Source organism: Zhihengliuella flava (assembly GCF_015751895.1).
GTDB lineage: Bacteria > Actinomycetota > Actinomycetes > Actinomycetales > Micrococcaceae > Zhihengliuella > Zhihengliuella flava.
In genome coordinates, this window is sequence record NZ_JADOTZ010000001.1 from 934,831 (window position 1) to 956,389 (window position 21,559).

General features: G+C 67.3%; 22 protein-coding genes. 3 read left to right on the top strand and 19 right to left on the bottom strand.

Annotated elements, in window-relative coordinates:
* Window positions 1-156: 156 nt before the first annotated feature.
* The 5 genes from IW252_RS04335 to IW252_RS04355 all read right to left on the bottom strand — a co-directional run bounded on the left by IW252_RS04335 (window position 157) and on the right by IW252_RS04355 (window position 4,768).
* Entirely contained in the window at window positions 157-1,269 is a 1,113-nt protein-coding gene (locus tag IW252_RS04335; protein ID WP_196835438.1) for an NAD(P)/FAD-dependent oxidoreductase, read from the bottom strand.
* Window positions 1,262-2,320 (bottom strand): Gfo/Idh/MocA family protein, encoded by a 1,059-nt coding sequence (locus IW252_RS04340; protein ID WP_196835439.1) that lies wholly within the window; start codon window positions 2,318-2,320, stop codon window positions 1,262-1,264. The genes IW252_RS04335 and IW252_RS04340 overlap by 8 nt, the downstream gene beginning before the upstream one ends.
* Window positions 2,320-3,084, bottom strand: coding sequence for an amino acid ABC transporter ATP-binding protein (locus IW252_RS04345; protein ID WP_196835440.1), 765 nt, complete (start codon window positions 3,082-3,084; stop codon window positions 2,320-2,322). The genes IW252_RS04340 and IW252_RS04345 overlap by 1 nt, the downstream gene beginning before the upstream one ends.
* On the bottom strand, window positions 3,081-3,815 hold the full coding sequence (locus tag IW252_RS04350; protein ID WP_231366236.1) for an amino acid ABC transporter permease: 735 nt from the start codon (window positions 3,813-3,815) through the stop codon (window positions 3,081-3,083). The genes IW252_RS04345 and IW252_RS04350 overlap by 4 nt, the downstream gene beginning before the upstream one ends.
* A gap of 89 nt (window positions 3,816-3,904) precedes the next feature.
* A complete protein-coding gene (locus IW252_RS04355) occupies window positions 3,905-4,768 on the bottom strand; it encodes an ABC transporter substrate-binding protein (protein ID WP_196835442.1) in 864 nt (287 codons plus the stop codon).
* A gap of 133 nt (window positions 4,769-4,901) precedes the next feature.
* On the opposite strand from IW252_RS04355, the gene IW252_RS04360 reads away from it, so the two are divergent.
* Window positions 4,902-5,984, top strand: a complete 1,083-nt coding sequence (locus tag IW252_RS04360) for a LacI family DNA-binding transcriptional regulator (protein WP_196835443.1) — start codon at window positions 4,902-4,904, stop codon at window positions 5,982-5,984.
* A gap of 6 nt (window positions 5,985-5,990) precedes the next feature.
* Here IW252_RS04360 and IW252_RS04365 read toward each other — a convergent pair whose 3' ends face one another.
* The 5 genes from IW252_RS04365 to pdhA form a co-directional block, all read right to left on the bottom strand.
* Window positions 5,991-8,600 carry an ATP-dependent RNA helicase gene (locus IW252_RS04365; RefSeq protein ID WP_231365899.1) on the bottom strand — a complete coding sequence of 870 codons (2,610 nt, stop codon included), beginning with the start codon at window positions 8,598-8,600 and terminating at the stop codon, window positions 5,991-5,993.
* Between the two features lie 8 nt (window positions 8,601-8,608).
* Window positions 8,609-9,229 (bottom strand): TetR family transcriptional regulator, encoded by a 621-nt coding sequence (locus IW252_RS04370; protein WP_196835444.1) that lies wholly within the window; start codon window positions 9,227-9,229, stop codon window positions 8,609-8,611.
* A gap of 208 nt (window positions 9,230-9,437) precedes the next feature.
* On the bottom strand, window positions 9,438-10,880 hold the full coding sequence (locus IW252_RS04375; protein ID WP_196835445.1) for a dihydrolipoamide acetyltransferase family protein: 1,443 nt from the start codon (window positions 10,878-10,880) through the stop codon (window positions 9,438-9,440).
* Window position 10,881: 1 nt separating this feature from the next.
* Window positions 10,882-11,985 (bottom strand): alpha-ketoacid dehydrogenase subunit beta, encoded by a 1,104-nt coding sequence (locus IW252_RS04380; protein WP_196835446.1) that lies wholly within the window; start codon window positions 11,983-11,985, stop codon window positions 10,882-10,884.
* Complete coding sequence (gene pdhA, locus IW252_RS04385; RefSeq protein WP_196835447.1) at window positions 11,982-13,202, bottom strand: pyruvate dehydrogenase (acetyl-transferring) E1 component subunit alpha; 1,221 nt, start codon at window positions 13,200-13,202, stop codon at window positions 11,982-11,984. Before pdhA ends, IW252_RS04380 begins: the two co-directional genes overlap by 4 nt.
* A 300-nt stretch (window positions 13,203-13,502) precedes the next feature.
* Between pdhA and IW252_RS04390 the strand changes: the two genes are divergently transcribed.
* Complete coding sequence (locus IW252_RS04390; RefSeq protein ID WP_196835448.1) at window positions 13,503-13,955, top strand: Lrp/AsnC family transcriptional regulator; 453 nt, start codon at window positions 13,503-13,505, stop codon at window positions 13,953-13,955.
* 31 nt (window positions 13,956-13,986) lie between these two features.
* Window positions 13,987-14,688, top strand: a complete 702-nt coding sequence (locus IW252_RS04395) for a class I SAM-dependent methyltransferase (protein ID WP_196835449.1) — start codon at window positions 13,987-13,989, stop codon at window positions 14,686-14,688.
* Window positions 14,689-15,025: 337 nt separating this feature from the next.
* On the opposite strand, the gene IW252_RS04400 is transcribed toward IW252_RS04395, so the two are convergent.
* From IW252_RS04400 to paaA, 9 genes are all read right to left on the bottom strand, one after another.
* On the bottom strand, window positions 15,026-15,655 hold the full coding sequence (locus IW252_RS04400) for a superoxide dismutase (protein WP_196835450.1): 630 nt from the start codon (window positions 15,653-15,655) through the stop codon (window positions 15,026-15,028).
* Between the two features lie 156 nt (window positions 15,656-15,811).
* Window positions 15,812-16,348 (bottom strand): flavin reductase family protein, encoded by a 537-nt coding sequence (locus IW252_RS04405; RefSeq protein WP_196835451.1) that lies wholly within the window; start codon window positions 16,346-16,348, stop codon window positions 15,812-15,814.
* A 103-nt stretch (window positions 16,349-16,451) separates the two neighbouring features.
* Complete coding sequence (gene soxR / locus IW252_RS04410) at window positions 16,452-16,901, bottom strand: redox-sensitive transcriptional activator SoxR (RefSeq protein WP_196835452.1); 450 nt, start codon at window positions 16,899-16,901, stop codon at window positions 16,452-16,454.
* A 10-nt stretch (window positions 16,902-16,911) separates the two neighbouring features.
* Window positions 16,912-17,694 (bottom strand): enoyl-CoA hydratase/isomerase family protein, encoded by a 783-nt coding sequence (locus tag IW252_RS04415; RefSeq protein WP_196835453.1) that lies wholly within the window; start codon window positions 17,692-17,694, stop codon window positions 16,912-16,914.
* Between the two features lie 12 nt (window positions 17,695-17,706).
* A complete protein-coding gene (gene paaE, locus IW252_RS04420; protein WP_196835454.1) occupies window positions 17,707-18,864 on the bottom strand; it encodes a 1,2-phenylacetyl-CoA epoxidase subunit PaaE in 1,158 nt (385 codons plus the stop codon).
* Entirely contained in the window at window positions 18,861-19,352 is a 492-nt protein-coding gene (gene paaD, locus IW252_RS04425) for a 1,2-phenylacetyl-CoA epoxidase subunit PaaD (RefSeq protein ID WP_196835455.1), read from the bottom strand. The genes paaE and paaD overlap by 4 nt, the downstream gene beginning before the upstream one ends.
* Window positions 19,353-19,357: 5 nt before the next feature.
* Window positions 19,358-20,230, bottom strand: a complete 873-nt coding sequence (gene paaC / locus IW252_RS04430) for a 1,2-phenylacetyl-CoA epoxidase subunit PaaC (protein WP_331271437.1) — start codon at window positions 20,228-20,230, stop codon at window positions 19,358-19,360.
* Entirely contained in the window at window positions 20,227-20,517 is a 291-nt protein-coding gene (gene paaB / locus IW252_RS04435) for a 1,2-phenylacetyl-CoA epoxidase subunit PaaB (RefSeq protein ID WP_196835456.1), read from the bottom strand. The genes paaC and paaB overlap by 4 nt, the downstream gene beginning before the upstream one ends.
* A gap of 3 nt (window positions 20,518-20,520) precedes the next feature.
* Complete coding sequence (gene paaA, locus IW252_RS04440; protein WP_196835457.1) at window positions 20,521-21,498, bottom strand: 1,2-phenylacetyl-CoA epoxidase subunit PaaA; 978 nt, start codon at window positions 21,496-21,498, stop codon at window positions 20,521-20,523.
* Window positions 21,499-21,559: the final 61 nt, after the last annotated feature.

A 21,559-nucleotide genomic window follows, 5' to 3' on the forward strand; every position in this document is an offset into this window, starting at 1 on the left:
GAAGGATCCCGGCCTCAGGCTATATGTTCGAGGGTACGGCCCCGGCTCAGGCCGGTAAAGAGCAGAGCTCGGATTGATCGACGGGTAGGCGGCGCAGATGCCCCGGGCGCCGGCAGTGGTCCGCCGGTATCCGGGGCATCGCTCACACCCCTCTACTTACCCGAATCGTTCGGGACGGAACGTCTCCAACATCGGATGCTTCTGACCAGCGGTTACTTCATAGGTGATCAGTTCGCCCGCGAGCAGGCCCAGGGTGGCACCCGAGTGTGTGAAGGCGGCGTAGCATCCAGGGACGGCTTCCAGTTCGCCGAACACTGGTTCTCCATCCCCCGGGATCGGCTTGCGGCCGATCTTCCACGAGGCTTTCGGCAGTTCCTCGACGCCGTCCAGCAATCTCGCGGCCTCTTCCATCAGCTCGTCCACGACGCCCTCCGGGATCTCGTAGCCATCCTCGGATTCGATAATCGACTCCTCGTACCAGTCGTGATCTACCGCCACGGCGCCTCCCGGATTCGGGCGAATGGCGGCACGCGGAGTATTCATCACGGTGGTGACCGGAGACGTCAGTGGTTCGGAGATGACGACCATCGAGACCGGCGAGGCATCGCCGATCTGCACCCCGAGCGGGGCGATCACCTGTGGGGTCTGTGGCCCGCAAGCCACCACGACGGCTTCACCCGCGTAGACCGTGCCGTCGGCCGCGCGCACACCGGTAGCGCGTCCGCCGTCGACCACCACGTGGCACTGGCCTGCGCCGGTCACCAGCGTCCCACCGGCGGCGGTGAAGCCCTCCAACAGGAACTCGATGAGATGCGGCAGAGACACCCACCCCTCGCCGGGGTTATAAACGCCGTCAGCGACCATAGCCTGGGGGTCCACATCCGTGGTCAGCTCACGCACATTGTCCGCGGTCACGTACCGGGAATCGTACCCGTGGCGGAGTTCGTAGGCATGACGTTCCTTCGCGGCGGCGGCATCCTCAGCGGCCGGCCAGTAGACCGCGCCATCGAACTGCAGCCAGTCCCGGGTGGGATCCTGGGCGTAGAGCGTTCGGTAGCGATCGATGCCCGCCATGCGCAGGTCGTGGTAGGGCTTGGACCGTTCGCCGGCCGAGTTCAGCCAGGACAGCGAGCGTCCGGAGGCACCGGACGCCGGCTCCGCGTCGGTCACCAAGGTCACCTGCACACCGGCCCGGGCCAAGTGCGTCGCGGCGGACACTCCAATCACCCCACCGCCGAGGACAACGGCTGTCTGCACCTTGTTAGTCATGCTGTTCCTTTCGCTTCGGCCGCGCACGGCCGTGAATCTGTTCGATGATGTCGAGGGAGGTGACGGCCTCCGCGGGATCGACGGGGACGGGGCCGCCGTTCAAGAGGTGCTCGGCGAGGAGGCGATAAAACTCTCCATACGCGCCGCGCTCCGGTTCCACTTCCCGCGCTCCCGTGGGTGTCGTGAGCGTGCCCCACGATTCGGGTGGTTCGACGCCGAGTCCCGCATCGCCGGGGCGCACCCCGTCGATCAACTGCGGTTCCTGCCGGTCCAGTCCACGTTTGGTGTAGGTCCCCGCGGTGCCGAGCACGTGGAAACGCGGGCCCGGGGCTACGGAGACCGCATTCATGGTCAGCCGGCTGCTGACGCCACTGCTGTGCGTGAGCAGGACGACGGCGTCGTCCTCGGCATCCGCGTCATCGGAGGCCAGATGCCGGGTGAGCTCACCGTGCACGGAATCAACGGGGCCGAAGAGCTGGATGGCCTGATCAATGAGGTGCGGCCCCAAGTCGTAGAGGATCCCTCCCCCGTCGGCGACGTTGGTGCGGCCCTTCCAATCCCGCATTCCTTCGGGTTTCCACCACTCGAACCGCGATTCGAAAACCAAGGGCTCACCGAGTTCGCCCGCGGCTATGAGCGCCTTGAGCGTCAGCAAGTCCGCATCCCAACGGCGATTCTGAAAGACCGTCAGACTCACCCCAGCAGCCTCGGCCTGCCGCATGAGAACGCGCCCCTGCTCGGCACCGACCACGAACGGCTTGTCCACCACGACGTTCAGCCCGGAGGCGATGGCCTCCGCAGCCAGCTCCGCATGGGTCCGGGGCGGGGTTCCAATCACCACGAGGTCTAGGTGCTCGGCCCGCGCGAAGAGTTCCTCGGGGCGGGCCACGATCATGGCGTCCGGGTATTCCGCCCGTGCGTGAGCCGCACGTTCGGGATTCGAGGTGACGATGTGGGTGAGTTCGTACCGGTCATCAGCCGCAAGGAATGGGGCGTGAAAAATTCGCCCGGAAACACCGAAACCGATGATGGCCGTGCGGATCCGGGTCATTACAGCACCTCCGAGAGGAAGGTCTGCAGTCTCGCGGAGCGCGGGTGGTCGAAAATCTGCTCCGGGGTCCCGGACTCCACCACCTCGCCTTCATCCATGAAGACCACCTGATCAGCGACCTTGCGGGCGAATCCCATCTCATGCGTCACGACCACCATGGTCATGCCGCGTTCGCACAGCTCGGCCATGAGACGCAAGACGCCCTTGACCAGTTCCGGGTCAAGCGCAGACGTGGCTTCGTCGAACAACATGACCTCAGGGCGCATGGCCAAGGCACGTGCAATCGCGACGCGCTGCTGCTGCCCACCCGAGAGGTCCCGCGGCCGGTGATCCATGCGTTCGCCCAAGCCGACTTCGCGGAGCCGCTCCTCGGCCAATCGGCGGGCCTCCGCTTTGGACAGCCCCTTCACTTTCCACGGGGCCAAGGCCACATTCTCCAAAGCCGTGTGGTCCGGGAACAGATTGAAGTGCTGGAAGACCATGCCGATGCGCAGCCGCAGGTCGTCCGGCTTGTCCCCCAGAACTGACCGGCCAGCCACCTGCACGTCTCCGGAGGCCGGATCGTGCAGCCGGTTAATTCCACGCAACAACGTGGACTTGCCGGACCCCGAGGGCCCGATGACACACGTCGTCGTGCCCGGTGCCACCGTCAGCGATACGTCGCGCACCACCGCTACATCTCCGTAGGCCAGGGAGAGGTCTCGCAGTTCTACGCTTGAGCCCTCATACACAGCGTCCGGCGTGGTTGTCTCTACTGCAGTCATCGCGTGGCACCTGCCGTTTCTCGATCTTCCAGTTCGGTCACTTCTTTGAGGCCACTCGTTGGACCGGTGGGCTTCCGACGTCCCGTTCTGAACTTGTGATCGAAGTAGTTCACGAGGTGGGTCAGCGGGACAGTAATCGCGAGGTAGAAGATTCCCGCCAGCACCAAGGGAGACAAATTGCCCGTCAATACAGCCGCGTCTTGGCCCACGCGGAACAGTTCGCGCTCGCCCACCATCAACCCCAAGAAGTAGACAAGTGACGACGCTTTGACGATGGAGATGAACTGGTTGACGAGCGCGGGCAACACTCGTCGCACGCCCTGAGGAATAACCACCAAGGCCATTGCGCGGCCGTAGCTCATGCCGAGGGCTCGGCACGCTTCCAGCTGGCCTTTCTCCACACTCTGGATGCCGGAGCGGAAGATTTCGCCAATGTAGGCACTGGAGATGAGGCTCAGTGCGATGATTCCCAACGGATAGGGTGACGGACCGAAAAGCTCCGAGCTAATCCGGTAAAAGCCTTGTCCAATCAGGAGAATGGTCAAGATTTCTGGCAAACCACGGAAAATGTCCGTGTAGACGCGCGCAGGCGCGCGGACCCAACGGAGCGGCGAAATTCCCATGACGGCCAGCACCATCCCAAAGAAGATGCCAATGATGGTCGCCGCGATGGACAGCACTAGGGTGTTGACAAGGCCCGTGCCCAGCAGTTGCGGCAGCACCTCTCCCATGGCTTCGAAGTCCAAAAAGGTTCTGGAGAGATTGTCAAAAAAATCCACGAGCTGATTCCTCTCAGTGGTGTAGTGGGAGAAGCGAAGGGCTAACCTTCGGCGCCCGCTTCGTCGGACTCACCCGTCTGCTCGTCACTCGGCAGGTACTGTTCGGGCATCGGAGAGCCTGGGAACCACTTCTGGTACAGCTCCTTCCACGTCCCGTCCTCCATGGCAGCGTGCAATGCTTCATTGAGGTCTTCACGGAATTCGTCATTTCCCTGCGCGACGGCAAATCCCGCCGGGGCGTCAAAGGACGGGATATCAGCCGCTGATACGTGGCCGTACTGCTCCATGTAGTCCTTTGCGGCTTCATAATCGAGGAAGTGAGCGTCAACAGATCCGCTGTTCATGCCGCTGACGGCGGTGTTGTTGTCCGGGAAGCGCACCAAATCCGTGTCGGTGAAATTCTTCTCCGCATAGGCCTCTTGCAAAGTTCCTTGTACGACGCCGAGGCGGTGCCCCGACAAGGACTCCACGTCTTCGACCTCCGACCCTTCGGGCGTCAGCACGGTCAGATAACCAGCGAGATACCCGTCGGTGAAATCGACGGTTTGCGAACGCTCGTCCGTGATGCCGATGGCCGCGGCGCCGACGTCGAACTGACCGTTGGCTACGCCAGGCAAGATCGCAGCAAAGTCTTGGCCCGTGAACACGACATCGTCAATCCCGATGCGACCGGCGACATCGGTAAAGAGCTCAACGTCAAAACCCGTGAATTCGCCGTTGGCGTCGGTGTACGTGTACGGCTTCGCGTCGCCGATGCTGGCCACCCGAATTGATCCTGGGTCGATGAGGTCGTAGGGGTTCTCTCCGGCTGCCTCTCCACTGCCGGAACATCCCGTCATCATCAGCGCGGCGGCGGCCGTTACCGCGCACACGCCCGTCAGCCGAGTCATCATCTTCTTCTGCATGGTGCGATCCAATCTGCGAGATAGTGAGTCCGGTCTCACCCTTGCATTTATTGAGTGAGTCCGGTCTCATGAGGATGTGAAGTAAGCTACAGTCGTTGCGAGATCGCCGTCAAGGGTTCGGAGAACAATTTTCATGAGCGAAACACAGGCACGACGCCCGGCCACCGTGGCCGACGTTGCTCGCGCGGCGAAGGTGTCCAAAGCTCAAGCGGCCCGTGCACTCGGCGGGTACGGAGCGGTCAGCGAAGCCGTTCGGCAGAAGGTACTCGACGCCGCCGACGCCCTGGCGTACCGCCCCAACGCACTCGCGCGCAGCATGAATACAGGTCGCTCACAAACCATCGGAGTCGTGATCGGCGATGTCGAAAATCCGTTCTTCGGCCTGGCCACCAGAGGACTGTCGGACACCCTGCGCGATCAGGGGTATGACGTCGTGCTCGCCAACACCGGCGAGCGCCCCGACGTCGAACAGGACGCCGTCAGGGTCATGCTCGACAAGCGCGTCGACGGCCTCGTTGTTTCACCGGCCAGTTCGGCCAGCACGGACCATCTCAGGACCTTTCTCGACTCCGAGCGGCCTCTGGTGTTTTTGGACCGACTCATCGAAGGCCTGGACGTCGATGCCGTGACGGTCAACCTGCGCGGCCTAGCCCAACAGGCAACTCAAGGACTCGTGAGCCTCGGGCATCGGCGCATCGGTTTCATCTCTTCAATCACCGCCCCCACCTCCGGATACTCTCCGGACCTCGCCTTGACCAACTCATCCGTCGCCGAGCGTCTTGGCGGCATTCTGGATGCCTGCCGCGAAGCAAATATTGTGGTTGACCCGGCATGGATTCAACTCAATGCCCACACCCCGTCCGCCGTGGCTGCTGCGGTTGAGGGCATGCTCTCCAGCGCCGAACGGCCGACGGCGTTAATCGCCTCGGACTCCGTGGTGGGGCTTGAAGTCCTCACCACTCTTCGCCGCTTGGGACGCGCGGTTCCCAGCGATGTTTCCTTCCTCATGTTCGATGACATGCCGTGGTCGTCGCTGGTATCCCCGCCCATCTCTGTCATTTCGCAACCGGCATACGACATGGGAGTCGTCGCCGCGAAAACGCTCTTGGAACGGCTTGCTGGCCCCCGGCCCACAGCCGTTCATCACGTCCTAGAGGGGCAGGTTATTCATCGGGATTCTGTGTCAGTTCCCGCAGCATTATCAACGTCTAACTAGTGGACTCTACATCCGGTTTTTCGTGCGCGCCGTTGCCGGCGCCGTCCACGGATCCTCCGGCCACGGGTGCTTCGGGTAGCGCCCCCGCATCTCAGCACGCACCTGCGCGTACGGACCCTCCCAGAACGAGTGCAAATCCGCCGTGACCGCGAGCGGGCGTCCGGCGGGCGAGAGCAGGTGAAACAACACCGGCACCCGCCCGTCCACCAGCCGCGGCGTCTCGGCCCAGCCGTAACACTCCTGCAGCTTGACCGCAACCACGGGCTGACCGTCGTCGTACGTCACCCGGGCCGTGTTCCCGCTGGGAACGCGCAGGCGCTCCGGAACCAGTTCGTCAAACCGGGCCGCGTCCGGCCACGGCAAGAGGCGCCGGAGCGGTTCCGCCAGATCGATCTGCCCGGCAGCGGCACCCCCGGCCAGCCGCCCGATCTCCGGAGCCAGCCAGTCCTGCAAACGGCCCAGCAAGGCCTCCTCACTCACGTCCGGCCACGGCTCCCCGAGCTCACGGTGCAGCAACGCCATGCGTTGGCGCACCGCGTGCGCCGCCGGAGACAGCCCGAGCACCGCGAGCCCCTCGGCCCGCAACGCCCGCTGCACCGCCGCTTCCGCCTCCGCGGGACGCGGCGTGACGGGCGTGGACTCCAGCAGCACGGAGCCGAGCCGCCGCTGCCGGCGCGCCCGCACCTTGGACCCCACAAATTCCGCCTCCACGCAGTCCGTCAGCAGGTGCGCACCCGCCTCCAGCGCGGTGGCCTCATCCACCGCGGCGCCCGCCCGTATCACCGCGGCACCGCCCGTCCGCGCCACCTCAGCCGCCGCCACCCATGGCTGCCCGGACAGCGCACTTCCGTGGGCCAGCTGGGCCCTGGTGCCGGAGGCCAGCAGGTACTCCTGCCCGTCCGTGCGCCGGGCGATCCACTCCGGGTTGGCCAGCGCCGTCACGACTCCCACGGCCCGGGCGTCGTCCGCCGCCGACCGGTTCACGCGCTGGGGCACGACGCCGTCGGCCAGCGCGGCAAACCGGCGCACCTCGGTGCCCCAGCGCTTGGCCTCGGGGCCTTTCCCGGTCCTCAGCGCGGCGAGCGCGCGGGCGACGTCTCCACCGGCAGGGGCGATCCCGTAGCCGCGCAGGTCTCCGGCCAGCAGGGCCACCACCTCGGCGGCGGGCTGCACCCCGACGATCCCCGCGCCGTCATACAGCGCACGGGCCAGCCGCGGGTCCGCGGGCACCTCCGCTAAGCGGCGACCCGTCTCCGTGGCGTGGCCCGATTCGGTGATGGCCCCGAGCCCGCGCAGCACCAACTCGGCGTCGGCCAGCGCGGACGGCGGCAGCGCATCGGGCAGCGGGAGCCCCTCGCCGCGGGGCGATCCCCAGCAGGCTAACGTCAACGCCGCCTGCGTCAGGTCCGCGGTGTGGACCTCGGCCGTGGCAAAGGGCGCGGCCGCGGCCCACGTCTTCTCCTCAAAGCAGCGCACCACCGTGCCCGGGCCTTGGCGCGCGGCGCGTCCGGCACGCTGTTCGCACGCGGCGCGGGACGCGGACACCGTGACGAGTCCGCTCATGCCACGGGCGTCCCGGCGCGGCTCGCGGGCCAGCCCGGCGTCAATGACGAGCCGCACGCCCGGCACGGTGAGTGAGGATTCGGCCAACGCCGTGGAGACCACGATGCGCGGCGGTCCGCCCGGCTCACGCCCCGAGACGGCACGGTCCTGCGCGGCCGCGGCCAGCTGGCCGTGGAGCGGCAGCACCTCGGTCCCCGGCGCCAGTCGCTCGAGGTGGGCGGCCACCCGGTCCACCTCGCGCGCACCGGGCAGGAAGACCAAGGCGTCCACGGCGGCGTCGGCCGCCAGGGCTTCGGCGTGAGCGCTGGCCGCCGTCGCCGCCACGTGCTCGAGAAATTCGGGGCGCACCCCGCGCTCATCCAACCGCCCAGACGACGACGCCGGTGCCGCGGCTCGGCCACCGGAACGGGACCCGCGCGCGGGCAGGGGCGTGTAGCGCACCTCCAACGCGTGCAGAACGGAGGGCGAGTCGACCACCGGGGCCGGACCGCCGCCGTCGTACCGGCCCAAGAGCTCGGCGAAGCGCGGCGCGTCGAGGGTCGCGGACATGGCCACCACGCGGAGGTCGCCGCGGAGCTCATGCACGTCCGCCAGAAGGCCCAGCAGCAGGTCCGTCTCGAGGCCGCGCTCATGGACCTCGTCGAGGACAACGGCGCCGACGCCGTCCAGCCCCGGGTCGCCGAGGAGGCGGCGCAGCAATAGCCCGGCGGTCACGAACTCGACGCGGGTGGCCGCCGAGGTGCGGGACTCGCCGCGCACCGTGTAGCCCACCAGTTCGCCGAGGCGGGTCCCGGTCAGCTGGGCCAGCCGGCGCGCGGCCGAGCGGGCGGCGACGCGCCGGGGCTGCGTGACGATCACGCGCGGCGACGCCGGCTCGTCCGCCCCGACCAGGCGCGCCACGAGCGGCGGAACGAGGGTGGTTTTGCCGGTGCCCGGCGGCGCTTGCACCACGGCGGTGGCGCCCGCACCCGTCAGCGCCTGACGCAGATCGGCCAGGGACTCTGCGAAGGCGAGCCCCTGACCGATGCGCTGCAGGTCAAAGTCCTGCGTCAAAATTGTGCCTAGAGGACGACGTCGACGGCCTCGGCCAAGTACGGGGCCGGGCTCTCATCATCGGAGAGCGCCCAGAGCACCCACGCGGCATGGATGGCGGAAATCACCGCGGCGCCCAGGTAGGAGGCTCGCGGCTGCGCGATGCCGGAACGCTCGAGGTACTCCGCGATGGCTCGGCCGCGCTCGGCCAGGAAGCTGTAGCCGTAGCCCGCCAGCTCACGGTGCTGGTTGGTCAAACGCAGCCGGATGCGCGTGACCTCCGCGTCCAGGTCCTCGCTGCTGGCGCGAGCGTACTCGCGCAAGGTGGCAAACGCGTCCTCGGGGGACTTCGCCTTCTTGCCTTCGATCAGGGAAACCGCCTTGGACGCCACCGGCAGCGAACCGCCCCACACCAGATCCGCCTTGGAGGCGAAGTACCGGTAGAGGCTCTTGCGGCCGATGCCCGCGGCCTTGGCCACCTGCTCCATGGTCACGGCGTCATAGCCATGCTCATCAAACAGGCGCAGGGCACACGCCGCCGTCGCCTCCGGATCAATCACGGCCGGGCGGCCCACGCTGCGGCGCGGCCGTCCATCCTTGGTGCCCCGGTCCGGCGAGAGAATGGCGAATGGCTTGATGCCCTGATTCATGTGGTGTGTTCCCTTCATCGGCGCTCGGTGCGGGTGAAGCTATGCGCTGCGGTTGCTCAAGGAACCCGAAGTACGGGCCTTGGAGTGTGTCATTATTGTGCACATTCTGGAGTGCTCGACACAACCCCAAGGCCCATAGAGTGCCTTAACGCTACCGTGACCTGAGCTTCGATTTGCCCGGCCATGACACCGATGGTAGTGAACTACATCACAGGTCGGCCAGTACCGTCCCGGGGTTCTCGATCGCGTCGGCGATGTACCGCAGGAACCCGCCGGCCGCGCCGCCGTCACACACGCGGTGATCGAACGCGAGGGTCAGCACGGTGACCTTGCGGACGGTCAGCTCGCCATCGACCACCCACGGCTTGTCGATGATGCGCCCCACGCCAAGGATGGCGACCTCCGGGTAGTTAATGATCGCCGCGGAACCGTCCACACCGAACACTCCGTAGTTGTTCAGGGTGAACGTCCCCCGCATGAGCTCGGCGGGTGAGCACTTGCCCTCGCGAGCCTTGGCCGTGAGCTGACGCAACTCCACGTCGAGCTGGCGGGCGCTCAGGGCCTCCGCGTGCTCGACCGCGGGAACCACGAGGCCGCGGTCCGTCTGCGCCGCAAAGCCCAGGTTCACCCCGTCGAAGCGCACGATCTCCTGGCTATCCCCCACCTGCTCAATCCGCGAGTTCAGCTCCGGATACTTAGCCAGCCCGGCGGTCACGAACCGACCCATCAGGGCCAACAGTCCCGGTGCGCCCGCTGCGGAATTCTTGAGGGACTGACGCAGCTCCAGCAGGGCCGTGGCGTCCACGTCCACCCACACCGTGGCCTCGGGGATCTCATCCCGCGAGCGCGTCATGGCGTCGGCGATCGCCTTGCGGACCCCGCGCACCGGAGTGCGCTCGGCAACACCCAGGCCGGTGCGCGCGTCCTGCTCGCCCGTGCCCGCGGCGGAAGTGCTCGGCGTGGCCCCGGCCTGCGGGGCGGCGTCGGCGCCCCCAGCGGCTGGCGCGCCGCTGATGGCGGCCTCGACGTCGGCGCGCAGGATCAGGCCGTCCTCACCCGTGCCCTGCAGTCGTGCGACGTCGACCCCGTGCTCGCGCGCCATGCGCCGCACGATCGGGTTGACCACGCGCGGGGCGAGGGCCGGAGCGGCGGCCTCAGCTGGCGCGGCGGTCTGGGCCGGGGCAGCGGGCGCCGGCACGGCGTCGTTCGCGCGGCCGGAGGCCTTGGGCGCCCGACGGCGCTTCGTGGCACCAGCACCGCCGGGGGTGCCGTAGCCGATGAGCACGTTCCCCGAGCCGGACTCTGCCGCGGCGTCGTCGGCTGGCGACTCGGCCGGAGCCTTAACGCCCGCCAACTCCTCCTCGGCGTAGCTCTGCGCCCCCTCGCGTTCGTGAGTATCCGCGGCGGGGGCACTTCCCTCGGCGGCCACGCGGATCAGCGGCGCGCCCACCAGCAGGGTCTGCCCCGGCTCGCCGCACAGCTCGGCCACGGTCCCGGCAAACGGGCACGGCACCTCCACCGCGGACTTGGCGGTCTCCACCTCGGCGATCAGCTGGTCCACCACCACGGTGTCCCCGACCGCCACGTGCCACGAGACGAGCTCCGCCTCGGTCAGTCCCTCACCCAAATCGGGCAGGTTGAATGTCTGCATCTCAGGCCTCCCACTGCAAGTCGTCAACAGCGTCCAAAATGCGGTCCACGCTCGGCAGGAAGTACTCCTCCAGCTTCGGCGCGGGGAACGGGACGTCGAACCCGGTCACCCGGAGCACAGGCGCGGCCAACGAATGGAAGCAACGCTCCTGAATCCTGGCCACCAATTCGCTGGCCACCGAGGCAAAGCCCGGAGTCTCAGCGACCACCACGGCCCGGCCCGTCTTGCACACCGCCTCCGTGATCGTCTGATCATCCAGCGGCACGATCGTGCGCAAATCCACGACCTCGAGGCTGCGCCCCTCCTCGGCGGCAGCCTCGGCGGCGGCCATCGCGGTGGAGACTGACGGCCCGTAGGCGATCAACGTCGCGTCCGTGCCCTGGCGGGCCACCACGGCGCGCCCCTCCGAGCGGGAGGCGTCCGCGCCGTCGTCGTACTGCTGACGCAACGCGTCCAGGTCCAAGGTCTCCTTGGACCAGTAGAGCTTCTTGGGCTCAAAGAACACCACGGGATCATCGGAATCGATGGCCTCGCGCAGCATCCGGTACGCGTCCGCCACCGTGGCCGGCGCGTACACCTTCAGGCCCGGCGTGTGGGCGTAGTAGGACTCGGACGAATCGCAGTGGTGCTCCACGCCGCCGATGCCGCCCGCGTAGGGAATGCGGATCACGATCGGCATCTTCAGGGCGCCACGGGTGCGGTTGTGCATCTTGGCGATGTGGCTAAAGATCTGCTCCAGCGCGGGGTACGCGAACGCGTCGAACTGCATTTCCACCACGGGGCGCATGCCGTTCATGGCCATACCGGCGGCCATGCCGGCGATGCCGGACTCGGCCAACGGCGTATCGAAGCAGCGGTGCTCGCCGAACCGGGCCGTCAGCCCATCGGTAATCCGGAACACGCCGCCCAAGGTGCCGATGTCCTCGCCAAAGAGGACGACGTCGTCGCTCGCGGTCAGCGCGTCGGCCAGAGCCGTGTTGAGTGCCTTGGCAAACGTGACGGGCTGCGGGGCAGCGGCCGCGGCGGACTCCGCCGCGCGCTCGGTGGCCCGAGCCGTCGCCGCGGACACGTTGCCGTTGGCGTCAGAAGAGGTAGTGACAGTCATCGGGTGGCCTCCGTCTGGGTTGCGGCATCACGGGCGAGTTCATCGGCGAGCCGAGCCTGCTGCTCGGCGAGCTGGCTAGTGGGCTCGGTAAAGACGTAGCGGAACAGGTCCTCCGGATCCGGCTCCACCTCGGCGTTCAGGCCGTCGCGCAACTGGGACGCCATGGCCTCCGCGGCCTCGGCAATGCGGGCCTCCGCCGCCTCGTCGAGCACGCCCTCGCCCTGCAGGTAGGTCCGCATGCGGGTGACCGGGTCCTTGGCCATCCACTCCTGCACCTCGGCATCCTGCCGGTAGCGGGTGGCATCATCCGCGTTGGTGTGGGCCTGCATGCGGTAGGTGTGGGCCTCCACGAGCAGGGGCCCGTGGCCCTCACGGGCCAGCCGCACGGCGCGGCGCATGACGGCCATCAAAGCGATCAGGTCATTGCCGTCCACGCGCTCACCCGCCATGCCGTAGCCGACGGCCTTGTGCGCCAGCGAGGGGGCCACGCTCTGCTGAGCCAGCGGGACGGAGATCGCGTATTGGTTGTTCTGGACGAAGAACACCACCGGCAGCTTGAAGACGGCCGCGAAGTTCAGCGCCTCGTGGAAATCGCCCTCACTGGTGGCGCCGTCGCCGCACATGGCGACCACCACGGTGTCCTCCCCGCGCAGTTTGGCGGCGTGAGCCACGCCCACGGCGTGCAGGAGCTGGGTGGTCAGCGGGGTGGACTGGATGCCGACCTTGTACTTGGCCGGGTCGTAACCACCGTGCCAGTCGCCGCGGAACAGCGTCATGGTCTCCACCGGGTCGATGCCCTTGGTCATCACGGCCACGGAGTCCCGGTAGGTGGGGAACATCCAATCGTTGTCCCCGAGGCAGAGGGCCGCGGCGACCTGGCAGGCCTCCTGGCCGTGGCTGGACGGGTACACGGCCATGCGGCCCTGGCGCACGAGGGCAGAATTCTGATCGTTGACGCGGCGGCCGACGACGAGGGCCTCGTACGCCGCGAGGAGCTCGTCGGCCTCCGGCATCGGGTACTCGTGCCCCGGCGCGGTGCCCTGCTCGCCGACGTCGCGGAGGCGGCCCGTCTCATCGAGAATCCGAATGGACCCGTGGGTGGGCAGGAGGTAATCCTCCACCGAGATCCCAAACTTCCGCGCCGTCTCATCGAGGTACGCGGCGCGGTCCACCTCGCCAGCGCTGGCGGCTGCGGCACCCGGCTGTTCCGTGCCCATGGCGGTCTCCTTCTTCGTTGAAAGCTTCCCGCTGAGTCGCCCCGTCACCGAGCCCGCGTGGGCCGTTCAACCCGCGTGGCAGGACCGCGCGGGCGCATGACATGAGCCACACTCAGTGGCGTTCATGCCACCAGTATGCGCCGATCTGAACAATCTGTAGTCACCGAACGCCCCTATGGCAGACACTTCGGAGCCTATTGCCGTAAAATAAAAGACGAAAGCTCACTGTGAGCGGCGCAATAGCCACGATTGTGAACAGGCTGCCGCGGCGTCGTTCCGGACCCACCTTGGAGGGCACCAGTGCAACAGCCACCCGTCCCGTTGGACGCCACCGACGAGCGCATTCTGGCCGAACTGTCCCGCGACGGGCGCCAATCCGTCACGGCGATCGCCAAAAAGGCCCACATCTCCCGCGCCCACGCGTATTCGCGCATCAATCGCCTCCAGGACGAGGGCGTCATCACCCGCTACACGGCTGTCATTGACCCCGTGAAGGCCGGCCTGCAGGCCTCGGCTTACGTGACGCTCAAGCTACGCCAGCATTCGTGGCGGGAAATGCGCGAGCGCCTCGCCGCAATCAAGCAGGTCCAGCACATTGGACTCGTCGGCGGAAATTTCGACGTGATCCTCTTGGTCCGCGGGCGGGACAACGCGGAACTGCGGCAAGTCATCTTCGACCAGCTGCAATCCATGCCCGGGGTGTTGGACACGCAAACGTTCCTCGTGTTCGAGGACCTGGATACGCGATACTGAGCGGGAGAAGCCGCCCACCGAGGAGAACGCCATGACGCACACGTTCAACAAGGCCTACTGGGAAGAGCACTGGGAGCAGCGGCCCGCCGGCGGCATGCTGGCACCCAACCCTCACACCGTGCAGGCCACCCGCGGACTCACGCCCGGCACCGCCCTCGACGTCGGCTGCGGCACGGGGACGGAGGCCGTGTGGCTGGCCGAGCGCGGCTGGTGGGTGGCCGGGATTGACATCTCCGCCACCGCGCTGGCGACGGCGCGCGAATTCGGGGCCACCGCCGGCGTCGAGGAGCGCGTGCAATGGATCGAGGCGGACGCCAGCACGTGGACACCGGAACAGCGCTTTGACCTCGTCACCACGCATTACGCCCACGCCCCCATCCCCCAGCTGGAGTTCTACGCGAGGATGGCCGCGTGGGTCGCCCCGGGAGGGACGCTGATTCTGGTAGGCCACCTGCACGGTCACGGCGGCGGGCACGCTCACGACGACGGCGCCCACGGCGGGCACCAGCACGGCCACGGGGCGGCGGAGGAGCTGGATCCGCCGGAGGAGGCCACCGTAACGCTGGAGCAGATGCAGGCGGTGCTGGATCCCGCGGAGTGGGACGTCGTCGAAGCGTTCGCGACCACGCGTGAGGCCATGCTGCCCGGCGGCGAGGTGCGCGCCCTGCACGACGTCGTCGCCACCGCCCGCCGTCGTCCGGACCCGACTGCCCCCGCGGACGTCTCCCACTAGCGGGGCCCGCACACGCGGCGGCCGCACCAAGATGTGGACGGAAGATCGGAACGGGCCGGCCGCAAGGAGGGGGTTTTGCGGCGCCGGCCCGTTCCGAACGTTCATCTCCGGCGTCGAACGGAAAACGCCGCCGGAGGCAAGTGCGCGAACGGAAAACGCGCCCTCTTATTGTGGGCAGTGCCCGGCACCACCGGTGACCACTCCGCGGCGCGGGTGCCGTGATTCACCCGCAAATTCACCCTGCCCCGGGCCACACGGCAGCGGACCCAGAACGCGGCAGGGCGGCCACCGCGCACGGTGGCCGCCCTGCTGTTTCCCCGCGGGCGCGGGATGGCGCTTAGGCCGGGGTGATCAGGCCCTTGGCGCCGGAACGCGCGGCGTCGAAGCGCTTGGCCACGTCCGCCCAGTTCACGATGTTCCAGAACGCCTTGACGTAGTCGCCCTTGACGTTGACGTAGTCCAGGTAGAAGGCGTGCTCCCACATGTCCAGCATCAGCAGCGGGGTGGTCGCCACTGGGACGTTGCCCTGCTGATCGTAGAGCTGCTCGATGACCAGGTTGCCACCGATGCCCTCGTAGGAGAGCAGCGCCCAACCGGAGCCCTGCAGGCTGAGGGCGGCGTTGTTGAAGTGCTCGCGGAACGCATCGAAGGAGCCAAAGGCGTCATCGATGGCGGCGGCCAGCTCGCCCTCCGGCTTGTCGCCACCCTCCGGGGAGAGGTTCTGCCAGAAGATCGAGTGGTTGGTGTGGCCGCCCAGGTGGAAGGCGAGGTCCTTGGACAGCTTCGGGATGTTGCCGTACTCGCCCTTCTCACGCGCCTCGGCGAGCTTCTCCAGCGCGGTGTTGGCGCCAGCCACGTAGGTGGCATGGTGCTTGGAGTGGTGCAGCTCCATGATGCGAGCGGAGATGCTCGGCTCCAGCGCCGCGTAGTCGTAGTTCAGCTCGGGCAGAGTGTACTTCTCGGTCATGCCAGTTCCTTTCGTTGATCCGCGGCGGCTTTCGTCGTCGCGGCGTGACGGTGCCCGGACTGCCCGGGCGCACCGTCCACAACTTGGGGTGACAGCGGCGGCGGCGCCGTCGCCGTCGTACCGGATGGAACATCCGGTACTCGACTATTAGCCTAGTCAGCCAGCGTCCCGAGGCTGAATCAATGACGCCTCGGTGAGTCGGTGAAAGGCACGGTTGTGGTAGACCATCGGTTCGCTGTGTTCGCCGCGCAGGATCTGATCGACCTCCGCGGCCACCAGCAGTGAACCACCCACCGGGACCCGGCGGACGATCCTGCAGCGCAACGCCCACGGCGCGTCGTTGAGGACCGGCTCGCCGGTGGCGGCCGGCTCCCACGTTCCCTCGAGGAACCTTGCGGCCCCGGGAGTTGCGTACCGTTTGACCGTATCCACGTGGGCCGCATCCATCAAGTGCACGACGACGGTTTCTGCCTCCGCGACGCGGGCCGCCGAGGATCCTCCCGAGACGGAGAAGGACAGGGCCGGAGGGTCGGCGGAGACGGAGGCGACGGATGAGGCCGTAATCCCCACCGGAGACGGATTCGCCGCGGTGACAATGGCGACGCCGGCCGGGTGGTGCCGGAAGGCCTCGCGGAACAGCTCATTCGTGGCGTGCACGGGGTGAGTGGGCTCCGCGCTGGTGGGCAGTGACATACAAACGGCTTTCGATCGACGGCTAATACCCCCACCGTAGAACCTCAAGTTCAGTTGAGGTCAAGGGAAAGGGGCCGGGATGTGCCAGACGCCACAGTCGGCCTTAGAGATCCAGTGCCGGAGCGCCGGGGCCTTCCCTGCCGAGCCGATCCTCCGGGTTGACCAGTGCGCAGGAGGTCATGGACAGGCAACCGCACCCAATGCAGCCATCCAAGCGGTCGCGCAGGTGCTCCAACCGGTCGATCCTGCCTTGAATTTCCTCCCGCCACGCCTGGGACATGCGCTCCCAGTCAGCCCGGCTCGGGGTCCCCCGCTCCGGGAGCTGCGCGAAGGCCTCCTCCACCGTGGTCAAGGGGATGCCGGCCCGTTGCGCGGCGCGAATCACCGCCACACGGCGCAGCACCGACCGCGGGTACCGGCGCTGGTTCCCCGCCGTGCGGCGGCTATGGATCAGGCCCTTGCGCTCATAAAAGTGCAAAGCAGAGACCGCCAGGCCGCTGCGCTGTGCCAGCTGCCCGACGGTCAATTCCTCGGCAAGTTCTTCCGGCGTCACACCCCGGACTCTACCGCCCGGAGAACTCCGGCTTCCGCTTCTGCTGGAAGGCCGCGAAGCCCTCGGCGTAGTCGTCGGTGGAGCACAGATCGGCTTGGGCGCGATTCTCGTTCGCCATGGACTCCCACAGCCCGAGCCGCTGGTCCCGAATCTGGGCCACCAGTTCCTTAGAGGCGCGGAAGGCCCCGGTGGCTCCTGACGCGACGCGGGCGACGATCTCTTCCGAGCGCTCCATGAGCTCATCCGCCGGGAAGGAGCGGCTGAACAGGCCCTCCGCCACGGCCTGCTCGCCGCTGATGAGTTCCGCCGTGTAAATCAGATCCAACGTGCGGTGTGCCCCGAGGCGCTCGGTGAACAGCCAGTGCCCGCCCGAATCCAGCGTGGCCCCGAGGTTGGCGAACGGCGAGCCGATCTTGGCGTTGTCCGCCACGTAGACGACGTCGGTGGCGATCGCGAGGCCGAGCCCGACGCCGAGGCACGCGCCCTGGACGGCCGCGAACGTCGGGGCCGGGAACGCGGCCATCTTTTCCAGCACCGGCTGAACGGTGCCGCCGAGGTACCCGATGACGTCGTCGTCCGCGGGGTCCACGCCGGAGATGTCCCGCCCGGCACAGAACCCGCGCCCCTCCCCCTTCAGGAGCAGGGCGCGGACCTCGCCGCGCTCGACGGCGGCCGCGGCCGCATCGTAGGCCTCGGACAGTTCCGCCAGCGCGGCGGGGTCCAGCGAGTTCATCTTCTGCGGGGCGTTGAGGGTGACGGTCGCGATACCGTCCGCGATGCTGAGCTCGATCACTGGGCTTCCTTTCTAGGCGTCGAAATCGACGCGGACGCGGTCGCTCGTGGGGCGTGACTGGCAGGTGAGGATGTATCCGTTGTCCACCTCGTCCTGTTCCAGCGCGTAGTTCTCCCCCATCTTCACGTCGCCGTCGGTCAACTTGGCCCGGCACGTGCCGCACACGCCGCCGGCGCACGCGAAGGGAACGTCCGGCCGGGCACGCAGGGCCGCGTTCAGGATGGTCTCGCCGCCCGACTTGGGAGACTTCACCTCGCCCTGCAAGCCGTCGAGGCGGAACTCGATCTCAAAGTTGTCTCCGGCCTCGTCCACCTGCACGGGGCGGCCGATGTGGCCCTCCGGCTTGGCCGGCTTGCCCGTGGTGAACAGCTCGTAGCGCACATGGTCCGCCTCGACGCCCTTGGTGTCGAGCGAATCCCGCACCAGCTGCACCAACTCGAACGGTCCGCACAGGAACCACTCATCGACCTGATCGGTGCGGATCACGTTGTCCAACAGCGCGGTCAGCTTCTCCGCGTCGATGCGCCCGGACAACAGCGGGGAAATGCGCTGCTCGCGGGAGAGCACGTGGTGCAGCGCGAAGCGGGAGGGGTAGCGGTCCTTCAGGTCCGCCAGTTCCTCGAGGAACATCACGTCCGCGGAGGCCTTGTTCGCGTAGATCAGGTCGAACCGCGTCGAGTCGTTGGCGGCCAGCACGGTGCGCGCGATGGCCAGCACCGGGGTGATGCCGGAGCCGGCGGCCACGGCCACGAACGTGTGCTCGGTGTCCGTGTCGATAGATTCTGGGTCGTTGAGCCCGGTCATCTTGTGCTTGGAGATGAACGCCCCCGTCGGGCTCATCACGTCAATTTTCTCCCCGGCGGCCAGGTGCTCGTTGGCCCACGTGGAGAAGATGCCGCCGAGGTCCCGCTTAATGGCCACCCGGATTTCCCCGGGCACGGGCTCGGCGCAAATCGAGTAGCTGCGGCGGATCTCCTGGACCGTGCCCTCAGCGTCCGGCAGTTCCTTGCGCAGGGCCACGTACTGGCCGGGCACGTAGTCGAACTCGCCCTCGAGCGACTCCGGCACCGCGAACGTCACCTCGACGGCGTCCGCGGTCAGTCGGCGCACCTCGGCGACGTCGAGCGTGTGGAACGCCGCGCGGCGGCGGCTAGTTGCAGTTTCAGTCATGACAAAACCTTGAAGTAGTCAAATGGTTCCAAGCACTCCTGGCACTGGTAGAGCGCCTTGCAGGAGGTGGAGCCGAAGCGGGAGAGTTCCTTGGTCTTCAGCGAGTGGCAGCGCGGGCACTTCACGGTCAGTCCCAGCGAGACGGGGCCGGCGGGCTTGGTGCCGGTGGGCGGGGCGATCCCGTAGGCCTCCAGCTTGGCCTTGCCCTCCTCACTCATCCAGTCCGTGCTCCACGCTGGCGTCAGCACCAGCTCCACGCGGGCGCCGAGGCCGTGCTTGCTGAACACGTTTTCCAGATCCACCTGGATGGTGCCCATGGCCGGGCAGCCGGAGTAGGTCGGGGTGATGGTGACGACGACGGCGTCTTCGCCCTCGCGCTGCACGTCACGCAGGATGCCCAGATCCTCGATGGTCAACACCGGGATCTCCGGGTCCGTCACCTGCGCGGCGATCGTCCAGAGGTCAGTGTCCGTGTTCTGCAGAGCCATAGCAGTTACCAGCTAGCGCCCGGGTGCTTGCGAGCCAACACCTGCATCTCGGCCAGCAGGTAGCCCAAGTGCTCGGTGTGTTCGCCGTGGCGTCCGCGGCCCATGGCGGCGGGAACCTGCGGCACGTCCAGGGCGGCGTCGGACAGGATCGCGGTGATCTCCTCATCCCACGCCGCGCGCAAGGTGGACGGGCGCACGCCGGCGTCGCCGACGTCGTCGTGCAGCTGCTCGTCCGTGAACAGCTCCTCCACATACGGCCACAGGTCCGCCAGTGCGACGCGCATGCGGCGCGCGGACTCCTCCGTGCCCAGACCCAAGCGCAGCGTCCACTGGATCGCGTGATCCCGGTGGTAGTCCACTTCCTTCACGGCCTTCGCGGCGACGGCGGCGATGGTCTCATCCGAGGACTGCAGCAGCGCGGTGTACAACAAGTTCTGGTAGACCGAGACCAGCAGCTGGCGGACAATCGTCACGGCGAAATCGCCATTGGGCTGCTCCACGAGGGCGCAGGAGCGGAATTCCTCCTCCTCGCGCCAGTAGGCCAGCTCGTCCTCGGACTTGCCGAGGCCCTTGCCCGCATAGATGAGGAAGGACCGGGCATGGCCCAGCTGATCGAGGGCGATGTTGCCGAGGGCGATGTCCTCTTCGATCTCGGGGCCGCGGGAAATCCACCAGGACAGCCGCTGCGCAAGGATCAGGGCGTCGTCGCCCAGCCACAGCGCGTACTCGGCGATGGCGTCGCTCGCCGGCGCCTCACCCGCCACGGCAATATCCTCGGGGCGCAGAGCGTTGCCCGGCGTCACGCGCGTCGCGGACGCCGTGATGTCACCGTAGGACTGCAGGTCCTCGGCGATCTCCTCTTCCAGATGATGGCTCACAGGTGCTTCACCCCTTCACTCTTGGTGTAGTACGTGGCGTGCCGGTAGTCCTTGCCCTTGGGGGACTCGAAGAACTGATCCTTGGAGTCGGGGTCGGAGGAGATGATGTCCTCGGACTGCACGACCCACAGGGAGATGCCCTCGTTCCGGCGCGTGTAGAGGTCCCGAGCGTTGCGGACGGCCATCTCGGCGTCCGGCGCGTGCAACGAACCCGCATGCACATGGGACAACCCGCGGGAGGAGCGAACGAAGACTTCCCACAGGGGCCAGCTCGTGTTGTCAGTCATTCCTTAGGCCACCTTTTCTGCCTGCTGAGCCGCGTAGGCCGCGGCGGCTTCGCGCACCCAGGCGCCGTTCTCATGTGCTTCGCGGCGGCGCGCCAGGCGCTGCGCGTTGCAGGGGCCGTTTCCGGAGATCACGGCCTTGAATTCGTCCCAGTTCAGGTCCTGATGAATCCACTGTCCGGTTTCCTCGTCGAACCGCAGTTCGGGATCCGGCAAGGTCAGGCCCAGCACCTTGGCCTGTTCCACGATCATGCCCACGAACCGCTGGCGCAGGTCATCGTTGGAGAAGCGCTTGATGTTCCATTCCATGGACTGCTGCGAGTTCGGCGAGTCCGCGTCCGGCGGGCCGAACATCATCAGCGCCGGCTCGTAGAACCGGTCGACGGCGTCTTGGGCCATCTTCTTCTGTGCCTCGGTGCCGTTGGCCAACTCCAGCAGGATCTCGAAGCCCTGCCGCTGGTGGAAGGACTCCTCCTTGCAGATGCGCACCATCGCGCGGCCGTAGGGGCCGTAGGAGGCGCGGCACAGCGGGACCTGATTGGCGATCGCGGCGCCGTCGACCAGCCAGCCGATGGCCCCCATGTCCGCCCACGTGCGGGCCGGGTAGTTGAAGATCGAGGAGTACTTAGCGCGCCCGGAGAGCAGCTGATCGTTCAGCGTGTCCCGCGGGGTGCCGAGGGTTTCCGCGGCGGAGTACAGGTACAGACCATGGCCGGCCTCGTCCTGCACCTTGGCCATCAGGATGGCCTTGCGCTTCAGGCTCGGAGCCCGGGTGATCCAGTTGGCCTCCGGCTGCATGCCGATGATCTCCGAATGCGCGTGCTGGGAGACCTGTCGCGTCAGGCCCTTGCGGTAGGCCTCCGGCATCCAGTCACGGGGCTCGATGCGCGAATCCTTCGCAATGATCTCGTCAAAGTGCGCCTGCCCGGCGCGATCTTCCTCGGATGCGACGGCCGTTAGGCGGGCGCCGTTTTGCTCAGCCATGGTTACCTCACTCAGGAATTATTTACTGACCGTTCGTTCAGAATATGCGATCGGCGCCGGG

Coding starts and splice junctions, on each gene's coding strand:
- IW252_RS04335 (WP_196835438.1), bottom strand. CDS start 1,269: ATGACTAACAAGGTGCAGACAGCCGTTGTCCTCGGCGGTGGGGTGATT.
- IW252_RS04340 (WP_196835439.1), bottom strand. CDS start 2,320: ATGACCCGGATCCGCACGGCCATCATCGGTTTCGGTGTTTCCGGGCGA.
- IW252_RS04345 (WP_196835440.1), bottom strand. CDS start 3,084: ATGACTGCAGTAGAGACAACCACGCCGGACGCTGTGTATGAGGGCTCA.
- IW252_RS04350 (WP_231366236.1), bottom strand. CDS start 3,815: ATGGGAGAGGTGCTGCCGCAACTGCTGGGCACGGGCCTTGTCAACACC.
- IW252_RS04355 (WP_196835442.1), bottom strand. CDS start 4,768: ATGCAGAAGAAGATGATGACTCGGCTGACGGGCGTGTGCGCGGTAACG.
- IW252_RS04360 (WP_196835443.1), top strand. CDS start 4,902: ATGAGCGAAACACAGGCACGACGCCCGGCCACCGTGGCCGACGTTGCT.
- IW252_RS04370 (WP_196835444.1), bottom strand. CDS start 9,229: ATGAATCAGGGCATCAAGCCATTCGCCATTCTCTCGCCGGACCGGGGC.
- IW252_RS04375 (WP_196835445.1), bottom strand. CDS start 10,880: ATGCAGACATTCAACCTGCCCGATTTGGGTGAGGGACTGACCGAGGCG.
- IW252_RS04380 (WP_196835446.1), bottom strand. CDS start 11,985: ATGACTGTCACTACCTCTTCTGACGCCAACGGCAACGTGTCCGCGGCG.
- pdhA (WP_196835447.1), bottom strand. CDS start 13,202: ATGGGCACGGAACAGCCGGGTGCCGCAGCCGCCAGCGCTGGCGAGGTG.
- IW252_RS04395 (WP_196835449.1), top strand. CDS start 13,987: ATGACGCACACGTTCAACAAGGCCTACTGGGAAGAGCACTGGGAGCAG.
- IW252_RS04400 (WP_196835450.1), bottom strand. CDS start 15,655: ATGACCGAGAAGTACACTCTGCCCGAGCTGAACTACGACTACGCGGCG.
- IW252_RS04405 (WP_196835451.1), bottom strand. CDS start 16,348: ATGTCACTGCCCACCAGCGCGGAGCCCACTCACCCCGTGCACGCCACG.
- paaE (WP_196835454.1), bottom strand. CDS start 18,864: ATGACTGAAACTGCAACTAGCCGCCGCCGCGCGGCGTTCCACACGCTC.
- paaD (WP_196835455.1), bottom strand. CDS start 19,352: ATGGCTCTGCAGAACACGGACACTGACCTCTGGACGATCGCCGCGCAG.
- paaB (WP_196835456.1), bottom strand. CDS start 20,517: ATGACTGACAACACGAGCTGGCCCCTGTGGGAAGTCTTCGTTCGCTCC.
- paaA (WP_196835457.1), bottom strand. CDS start 21,498: ATGGCTGAGCAAAACGGCGCCCGCCTAACGGCCGTCGCATCCGAGGAA.